This is a genomic window from Hydrogenophaga sp. 70-12 (assembly GCF_001897365.1).
Lineage (GTDB): Bacteria > Pseudomonadota > Gammaproteobacteria > Burkholderiales > Burkholderiaceae_C > Hydrogenophaga > Hydrogenophaga borbori.
The window spans coordinates 1-9,027 of sequence record NZ_MKSS01000259.1; the positions used below are offsets into that span (position 1 = coordinate 1).

At 69.8% G+C, this 9,027-nt stretch carries 7 protein-coding genes and 1 pseudogene; 2 read left to right on the forward strand and 6 right to left on the reverse strand.

Translation table 11 applies throughout. The features are described from left to right. Window positions 1-1,186: pseudogene (locus BGO22_RS14380) on the forward strand (hypothetical protein); the annotation flags it as partial. 42 nt (window positions 1,187-1,228) lie between these two features. Here BGO22_RS14380 and BGO22_RS14385 read toward each other — a convergent pair. The 6 genes from BGO22_RS14385 to BGO22_RS14410 all read right to left on the reverse strand — a co-directional run bounded on the left by BGO22_RS14385 (window position 1,229) and on the right by BGO22_RS14410 (window position 8,690). Beyond that, window positions 1,229-2,284 carry a VWA domain-containing protein gene (locus BGO22_RS14385; RefSeq protein WP_070397770.1) on the reverse strand — a complete coding sequence of 352 codons (1,056 nt, stop codon included), beginning with the start codon at window positions 2,282-2,284 and terminating at the stop codon, window positions 1,229-1,231. A 79-nt stretch (window positions 2,285-2,363) separates the two neighbouring features. After that, window positions 2,364-3,404 carry a DUF58 domain-containing protein gene (locus tag BGO22_RS14390; RefSeq protein WP_070397561.1) on the reverse strand — a complete coding sequence of 347 codons (1,041 nt, stop codon included), beginning with the start codon at window positions 3,402-3,404 and terminating at the stop codon, window positions 2,364-2,366. Between the two features lies 1 nt (window position 3,405). Then, on the reverse strand, window positions 3,406-4,407 hold the full coding sequence (locus BGO22_RS14395) for an AAA family ATPase (RefSeq protein WP_070397560.1): 1,002 nt from the start codon (window positions 4,405-4,407) through the stop codon (window positions 3,406-3,408). A gap of 28 nt (window positions 4,408-4,435) precedes the next feature. Further along, a complete protein-coding gene (locus tag BGO22_RS14400) occupies window positions 4,436-5,362 on the reverse strand; it encodes a S1C family serine protease (protein ID WP_070397559.1) in 927 nt (308 codons plus the stop codon). A gap of 56 nt (window positions 5,363-5,418) precedes the next feature. Beyond that, complete coding sequence (acnA, locus tag BGO22_RS14405; RefSeq protein ID WP_070397558.1) at window positions 5,419-8,172, reverse strand: aconitate hydratase AcnA; 2,754 nt, start codon at window positions 8,170-8,172, stop codon at window positions 5,419-5,421. A gap of 104 nt (window positions 8,173-8,276) precedes the next feature. After that, window positions 8,277-8,690, reverse strand: coding sequence for a hypothetical protein (locus BGO22_RS14410; protein WP_070397557.1), 414 nt, complete (start codon window positions 8,688-8,690; stop codon window positions 8,277-8,279). Window positions 8,691-8,802: 112 nt separating this feature from the next. Here BGO22_RS14410 and BGO22_RS14415 point away from each other — a divergent pair. Then, a partial coding sequence (locus BGO22_RS14415) for a helix-turn-helix domain-containing protein (protein WP_286851444.1) occupies window positions 8,803-9,027 on the forward strand: 225 nt, incomplete at its 3' end.

Here is a 9,027-nt window from a genome sequence, read left to right on the forward strand (position 1 = left end):
GCAGCGCTACATCTATCCCCCTCCGGACGCCCTCATCCACCAGCCCCACGCCGGAAACAACACCAGCCTTCCGATTTTTTGCCTGACGACAGAGAGCGCCGACTGCCATCGCCTGCCCGGAGCCGCTTCACCATTCCACCCGATTCAATCCCTCACCGAAACAGAGCGCAGCGACGCCAGCCCATCGCCCATTGCCTGCGGCAGCGCCGAGTCCCGTGATGACTCCCCTCCGCGTCGAACGAACACACCACCCGAACTCAACCAATTGCGGTTGCAATCCATCACGGAACTGGCGGACACGTTCCAGAACTTCGGGAACACCGTGGCATTCACCGGCCACCCGATGGACCGGCACAGCCACCAATCGATCACCGCTATTCAGCTGGAACTGCTCCGCCACGGCCGAGAACTGCAGGCCAGGCTATTGACGCAGGTTCCGCCTCGACCACCGGCGAATCGCCCCGTTCCCCACCCCTACCTGCCAGGGCAGTTTCTGGACATGCCGTCGAACGGACAGGTGGACATGCACGCCCCCCCACTCTTTTCCAACAACCTCTACCAGGCCGTTGCACAGCAAACACCACAACACCCTGGAACGGCTTTCACCCCCCTGGTTCCGAATAGCCCCTGGGATACGCCGCCTCCGCAAGGGACGCCCGGCCACCAGGGACATCCGCCGCACACCCCGCCGCCGCCATTCACGCTGACGCCTCTCCCGACACCCCCCCGTACACCCTTCGTCGCCCCTGCGGCCAGCGCCACAACGGCATGGGCATTGGCCCGCCGGGTCAGTGACCTGATGACGCTCGACCCCCAAATCCCCCTGTCGGCCTTAAAGATCATCAAGCCGCTGTCCACCTGCCCGGACCGGCATCACATGGCCGAGGTGCTCTCCAACGACAACCTGAAGTTCTTCCCCCATGCCCTGGAGTGGCTGGCCCGTTTCGACGGCGAGAAGGCCAATGAACTCGGTGTGTGTGCGCTGCTTCATTTCGTTGAAGTTGACGAGATCGTGCCGAGCAGCCTGACCAATGCCCTGCTGTCGGTCCTGCATGGCGCCAAGACATGGCCCCGGGATGCGAAAGACGTGGGCCTTCTCCTGAGCAAACTGAAGCAGCAACCGGATACGCGCTTTTACGCGGCCACGAACGCGCTCATTGGCCGCCTGCTCTGCCCGGACCAGTGATCCGTCGGCCGCCAAACGCCCGCGCGGCGCCAGGCGCCGTTGTCACAGCACCCGCTTGAACCACGCCAGCGACAGCCCCGCCGCCAGCACCACCAGCCCCGCGGCCAGCAAGGCCAGCAGCCCGGAGACTTCGGTCTCCTTCTTCTCCACCGTCAGGCGCGAGCTCAGCGACTGGTAGATCTGTTTCAGGTTCTCGGCGGTGCCGGCGTAGAAGTACTCGGCCTTGGTGGTGCGCGCCACGTCCTTGAGCGTGTCCTCGTCCAGGCGCACGCGCATGGACCAGCCCTCGAAACCGATCACCTCGCCCTCGACCGTGCCCACGCCCACGGTGTAGACGCGCACGCCCCGGTCGGCCGCCATCTTCGCGGCCTCGGCCGTGTCCACGCCGGTGGTGCGCTGGCCGTCGGTGAGCAGGATGATCGCGGCCGAACCGTACGAGCCCGGTTCCACCGGCTGGAAGGCCTTCTCCTCGGTGTTGCGCGGCTGGTCAAGCGAGCGGCCGCGCGGCGCGAAGGGGTCGGTGTTGCGGCTGTAGGTCATGTCGGTCAGGCTGATGCGCTGATCGGGAAACAGCTCGGACAGCGAGACCACGATGGCGCTGCCGATGGCGGTGGCGCGCTGCAGTTGGAACTTGTCGATGGCGGTCACCAGGTCTTCGCGGCTGAGGGTGATCGGCTGCACCACCTGGGCCGAGCCGGCGAAGGCCACGATGCCCACCTTCACGTGGCGCGGCAGCTCGGCCAGAAAGGCCTTGGCCGCGTTCTGCGAGGCCACCAGGCGGTTGGGCAAGACGTCCTCGGCGCGCATGCTGCCCGACACGTCCATCGCCAGGATGATGGTCTGCTGGGTGGACGGCAGCGTGATGCTGGCCGTGGGCCGCGCCGCCGCCAGCAGCATGGCCGCCAGCGCCAGCAACAGCAACATCGGCGGCACGTGGCGCCGCCAGCCCGGGCCCTTGCCCAGGGCCTCGCGCACGATGGACAGGTTGGCGTAGCGCAGCGCCGTGCGCTGGCGCCGGCGCAGCAGCCACAGGTAGAGCAGCACCAGCAGCGGCAGGGCCAGCAGCAGCCACAGCATCTGCGGCCACAGGAAGCTCACGGGCGGCAGCCATCCGTTCATAGCAAAACCTCCGCGCGATGCGCTGCGGTGCGTGCCCCTTCGGGCGGCCGTGCGGTGCTCATGCGCGCACTCCTTCTCGGGTTCGGCGAGGCAGTTGCGTGGGCATGGGCCGCCCGAGCGCACCGTGGCGCACGCGCCGCTCGCGCAGGTCCACGAAGCGCAGCACCGCGTCGGTCAGGTCCTCGTCGGTGGCGAGTTCCAGCGTGTCCACGCCAGCGCGCGCCAGGCTGTCGCGCAACTGCGCCTCGCGCTGCGCGGCGATGCGCGCGAAGCGCTGGCGAAAGCCCTTGTCGTTCGTGTCGACCACGATCTGCTCGCCGGTTTCGGCGTCGCGGATGGGGATCAGGCCCAGGTCGGGCAACTCCAGCTCCAGCGGGTCGACCAGGCGCACGGCCACCACGTCGTGGCGGCGCGCCAGCTCGCCCAGCGGACGTTCCCAACCGGGCTGGCTGATGAAGTCGGACACCACGAAAACGGTGCTGCGCTGGCGCACGGTGAAGACGGCGCTGCGCAACAGGTCGCCCAGGCGCGTGGCGGCGTTGCCGGCGGGCGCGGGCGCTTTCCCGGCCGAGGCGGGCATGAGCATCTGCAGCAGGCGCAGCACGTGCAGGCGCCCGCCGCGCGCCGGCAGCATGGCCTCCACCCGCGCGCGGCCGCGCGAGCCGTACACCATGGCGCCCACGCGGTTGCCCTGGCCCGAGATGAGGCGCGCCAGCACCGCGGTGAAGCGCAGCAGCACGTCGCTCTTGCGCTGCTCGCCCGAGCCGAAATCCACCGAGGGACTGAGGTCGAGCAAGAACCAGGCCGCCATCTCGCGGTCCTCGGTGAACACCCGCACGTGCGGCTGTTGCAGCCGCGCCGTGACGTTCCAGTCGATGTGGCGCACATCGTCGTGCAGCTGGTACTCGCGCAGGTCGGCCAGGTCCAGGCCGCTGCCGCGCATGAGGGTCTTGTAGTGGCCCTGCAGCAGGCCGTCGAGCCGGCGCAGCACGGTCCACTCCAACTGGCGCAGCAGCGCATCGGCGCGCTGCGCGGCGGGCGCCCTCCCCGCCTCGCCGGGGGGCGCGGTGGGGGCTCGGCCGAACAGGCGCTTGAACATATCAGGCCACGCGCTTTTCCGCTTCCAGCGGGCGCGCTGGCGGCGGGATGTGTTTCATGATGCGCGCGATCAGCGCATCGCTGGTGAGGCCTTCGGACAGGCCCTCGTAGGACAGCACCACGCGGTGGCGCAGCACATCGGGCACCAGGTCGACCATGTCCTCGGGCAGGGCGTAGGCGCGGCCACGCATCATGGCCAGGGCGCGCGCGCCTTCCACCAGGCCAATGGTGGCGCGCGGGCTGGCGCCGAAGGTGATGAGACCGGCCATGTCCTTGATGCCATGCCGGTCCGGGTAGCGCGTGGCCGACACCAGGCGCACCGCGTACTGCACCAGCGAGGGGTCCACGTAGACCTCGCGGCACAGCGCCTGCAGCGCGGCCAGCTGTTCGGTGGTGGCGACCGCGTTCACCCGCACCGCGGGGCCGGTGACGCGCTCGACGATGACGTACTCCTCCTCGTCGCTGGGGTAGTCCACCAGCACCTTCATCATGAAGCGGTCCACCTGCGCCTCGGGCAGCGGGTAGGTGCCTTCGGTCTCGATCGGGTTCTGCGTGGCCATCACCACGAAGGGCCGCGGCACGGGGTGCGTCTCGCCCGCGATGGTCACCTGGCGCTCCTGCATCACCTCCAGCAGCGCGCTCTGCACCTTGGCCGGCGCGCGGTTGATCTCGTCGGCCAGCAGCAGGTTGGCGAACACCGGGCCAAGCGCGGTGCTGAAATCGCCGGTCTTCTGGTTGTAGATGCGCGTGCCGACCAGGTCGGCCGGCACCAGGTCGGGCGTGAACTGGATGCGCTTGAAGCGCCCCTGGATCGCCTCGGCCAGCGTTTTCACGGTGAGCGTCTTGGCCAGACCGGGCACGCCCTCCACCAGCAGGTGGCCCTGCGCCAACAGCCCCACCATCACGCGCTCGAGGAACCGGTCCTGGCCGACGACCACGCGCTTGACCTCGTAGAGGATCTCCTCCATCAGCTGGGCGGTCTCGGGGGCGTTGGTGTCGCTCATGAAGGGCTCCGGTCGGTGGATGGGGGGCTCAGAACGGGGGCAGGCCGGCGGCGCTGGCAGCGCTTTCGATGGGCACGGCAAAACCGATGCCCACGAAGGTGCGGGCGCTGGTGGGGTTGAGGATGCCGGTGACGATGCCGACCACCTCGCCGTCCATGGTGACCAGCGGGCCGCCGGAATTGCCGGGGTTGGCCGCGGCGTCGAACTGGATCAGGTTGCCGATGACCTGCTTGCCCTCGGGCGACTTGAACTCGCGGTCGAAGCCGGAGATGACGCCGGCCGACACCGAGGGCCCGATGCCAAAGGGAAAGCCCACCGCCACCACCTGGTCGCCGGCGTTCAGGTCGTTGGTGGAGCGCAGGGTGGCCGCGATCAGGTCGTCGGGGATGGTCTGGGCCTGCAGCACGGCCAGGTCGTTCTCGGGCTGCGCCCCGGTGACGGTGGCGCCCGATTCGCTGCCGTCGGCGAAGGTGATCTTGAGCCGGTCGGCGCCCTGCACCACGTGCAGGTTGGTCAGGATCACGCCCTTGTCGACGATCACCACGCCGGTGCCCACCCCCTGCTCGCTCTCCTTGCCCTTCTCATCCTTGCCGTAGGACAGCACGCGCACCACGGCGGGGCGGATTTTCTCGGCCGCCCGCGCGGCCGGCGAGGGCATCACCTGGGTGGTGAGGGTGCGCAGCACGGCGGCGTCGATGTCCTTCTGCGTGAGCGCGGCGGCGCCGCCCGCCTGGCGCTGCCACACCAGCGCGATCAGGGCGATGGACAGCAGGGCGATGGCCGCCCACATGAAGCGCGGGCTGGCCGCGCCGCGCGCCAGGGCGCTGCGCCAGCGGCGAACGGGCCGCGCTGGCGCGGCCGCCTCGGCGGCCGGTTCGATGGCCTGCACCCCCGGCAGCGCGTCGACCGGCGGGGCCGCGCGGCGCGAGGGGCTGTACTTCGCTGTCTTTCGCATCGCGACCCCCGACAAAGAAGCTGTGGGTCACATGATGCCGCGATGCGCCGACCGGCTCAAGCGGTCAACAATTGCCGCAGCACGTAGGGCAGGATGCCGTTCGCCCGGTAGTACTCCACCTCAACGGGCGTGTCGATGCGCAGGGTGACGGTGATCTCGCGCCGCTGGCCGTCGGGACGGGTGATCACCAGCGTGGCGTCGCTCTGCGGCGTCAGCTCGGGGTGCGGCAGCACGTCGATGGTTTCGTCGCCGCGCAGGCCCAGCGACTCCCAGGAGTCGCCCGGCTTGAACTGCAGCGGCAGCACGCCCATGCCCACCAGGTTGCTGCGGTGGATGCGCTCGAAGCTGCGCGCCACCACGGCCTTGATGCCCAGCAACTGCGTGCCCTTGGCCGCCCAGTCGCGACTGGAGCCGGTGCCGTACTCCTCGCCCGCGAAGATGACCGTGGGCACGCCGTCGGCCACGTAGCGCATGGCGGCGTCGTAGATGGGCAGCTTCTCGGGCCGCGCACCGGCGGCGGCCGCCGCCGGGGAGGGCTGGTGCAGGGTGAAGCCACCCTCCTCGCGCGTGCCGTCGGCCAGCGGCGGGATCATCAGGTTCTTGATGCGCACGTTGGCAAAGGTGCCGCGCATCATCACCTCGTGGTGGCCGCGGCGTGCGCCGTAGCTGTTGAAGTCGGCCGGCAGCACCTTGTGCGCCTGCAGCCACAGGCCGGCAGGCGAGGACGCCTTGATGTTGCCGGCCGGCGAGATGTGGTCGGTGGTGATGGAGTCGCCGAACAGCGCCATGATGCGCGCGCCATGCACCGCCACCGGGCGCTGGGCGTCCACCGCGTCCAGCGCGAAGCCCTGGAAGAACGGCGGCTCGGCGATGTAGGTGCTCTTGGGCCAGTCGTAGGTGGTGCCGCTCAGGCCCGGGATGCGCTCCCACAGCTCGCCAGGCTCGGTCTTCACGCGGGCGTAGTTGTCGCGGTAGGCCTTGCCGTTCATGGCGCTCTTCATCAGCGCGTGGATCTCGTCGCTGGTGGGCCAGATGTCGCCCAGGTACACGGCCTGCCCGCCGGTGCCGGTGCCCACCGGCTGGGTCATCAGGTCGGTGGTGACGGTGCCCGCGATGGCGTAGGCCACCACCAGCGGCGGGCTGGCCAGGAAGTTGGCCTTGATGTTGGGGTGGATGCGCGCCTCGAAGTTGCGGTTGCCCGAGAGCACCGCCGCGCAGACCAGGTCGTTGTCGGTGATGGCGGCGTTGAACTCGGGCCTCAGGTCGCCCGCGTTGCCGATGCAGGTGGTGCAGCCATAACCCGCGAGCGCGAAGCCGAGCCGCTCCAGGTAGGGCAGCAGACCGGTGTTGGTGAGGTACTCGGTGACGATGCGCGAGCCCGGCGCCAGCGAGGTCTTGATGTGCGGCTGCACCTTGAGGCCCTTTTCCACCGCCTTCTTGGCCAGCAGGCCGGCGGCCAGCAGCACGCTGGGGTTGCTGGTGTTGGTGCAACTGGTGATGGCGGCGATCAGTACGTCGCCGTTCTTCAGGTCCACGCCCTTGCCGGCGGGAAAGGCCTGCGCCAGCTTGCCCGGCGGCTGCTTGAAGCCGCCCTGTTCCATGGGCGCGCTGAACAGCTCGGTGAAGCGGCGCGACACGTCACCCAGTTCGATGCGGTCCTGCGGCCGCTTGGGGCCCGCGAGGCTGGGCGCCACGGTGCCCAGGTCCAGCGTGATCACCTGCGAGTAGTCGATGTCGCCGCGCTGCGGCACGCCGAACAGGCCCTGGGCCTTGAAGTAGGCCTCGAAGGCGTCGATCTCGGCCGCGCTGCGGCCGGTGCCGCGGAAGTATTCCAGGGTCTTGCCGTCCACCGGGAAGAAGCCCATGGTGGCGCCGTACTCGGGCGCCATGTTGGCGATGGTGGCGCGGTCGGGCAGCGTGAGCGAGGCCGTGCCCTCGCCGAAGAACTCCACGAACTTGCCCACCACCTTGTGCCGGCGCAGGATCTCGGTGACGGTGAGCACCAGGTCGGTGGCCGTGACGCCGCCGCGCAGGCGGCCCGTGAGCTCGAAGCCCACCACGTCGGGCGTGAGGAAGTACACCGGCTGACCCAGCATGGCAGCCTCGGCCTCGATGCCGCCCACGCCCCAGCCCACCACGCCGATGCCGTTGATCATGGTGGTGTGGCTGTCGGTGCCCACCAGCGTGTCGGGGTAGTACAGCCCACCCTTGAGGTGCACGCCGCGCGCCAGGTACTCCAGGTTCACCTGGTGCACGATGCCAAAGCCCGGGGGCACCACGCCAAAGGTGTCGAAGGCCTGCATGCCCCACTTCATGAAGCCGTAGCGCTCCAGGTTGCGCATGAACTCCAGCTTCATGTTCAGGTCCAGGGCGTCCTTGGTGCCGTAGTGGTCGACCATGACCGAGTGGTCCACCACCAGGTCGACCGGCACCAGGGGCTCGATGCGCTTGGGGTCGCGCCCCAGGCGCTGGGCGGTGCTGCGCATGGCGGCCAGGTCGGCCAGCAGGGGCACGCCGGTGAAGTCCTGCAGCACCACGCGCGCCACGGTGAAGGGGATCTCGTCCGTGCGCGCCGCCTTGGGCTTCCAGTTGGCCAACTGCGCCACGTGCTCGCGCGTCACGCGCTCGCCGTCGCAGTGCCGCAGCACGCTTTCCAGCACGATGCGGATGGAATGCGGCAGGCGCTTGACGTTGGGAAACTCGCGCGCCAGCGCCGGCAGGGAATAGAGGCGGCCGGTCTTGCCGACCGCGGGGGTGAAGGTCTTGACGGTCTGGGCAAAGGGGTGGGCGTAGCTCGTGGGGGCGTCCATGCGGTGGCTCCTGAAGATCGTTCCGTTCGGGTCAAGGGCCATTCTGCGATCTTCTGGCGCCACCGCAAGCGCGGCGGCGATTTGCCCCGGGAAGCCGGCTGGGATCAGACCGCCAGGCGCTGGACCGGCGCGCGCCAGCCCAGGAACTCCAGGTCGGCCAGGGCCAGCACCGCCACCGCCAGCACCGTCAGGTAGGCCTGGCCCAGCGCCGTCACGCCGCTGTCACCGCCCCAGGCCAGGACCAGGCAGGCGACACCCCAGAGCACGTTGCCCACGATCAGCACCATGAGCGGTCCGCGCGCGGGCATCACCTGGCGTGCCAGGATCGCCGCCAGCGCGATGTAGGCCAGCAAGGCCCAGCCGGCGGCGGTGATCAGGCCCTCGGACAGACCGAGCCAGCCCGCGAGCGAGCCGGCGAAGGCCAGGTGCAGCACGGCGGTGCCGGCGCCGGCGATGGCGTCCAGCGCGAGCACGCGGCGCAGCTGGGGGGTGGAGAGGCGCAAGGTCGAAAGGCTCATGTCGGGCTCCTGAGGGGGGTTGAACATGGCGCCCATCGTGTCGGCCCCCCAGCAGCGGGTCCATGACCTGCCAGGTCATGGCCGCCGCCCCCACCCGGCCTACCATGCGGCCATGCACGCCCACCGCCCCCACCACGCCGCCCCCCTGCCCTTCGGCGACCACCTGCGCCACTGGCGCCAGCGACGCCGCCTGAGCCAGCTCGAACTCGCCCTGCAGGCGGAGGTCTCCACGCGCCACCTGAGCTGCGTGGAAACCGGCCGCGCCAGCCCCAGCCGCGAGATGGTGATGCGCCTGTCCGAGCGCCTGCAGGTGCCGCCGCGCGAGCGCAACGCCCTG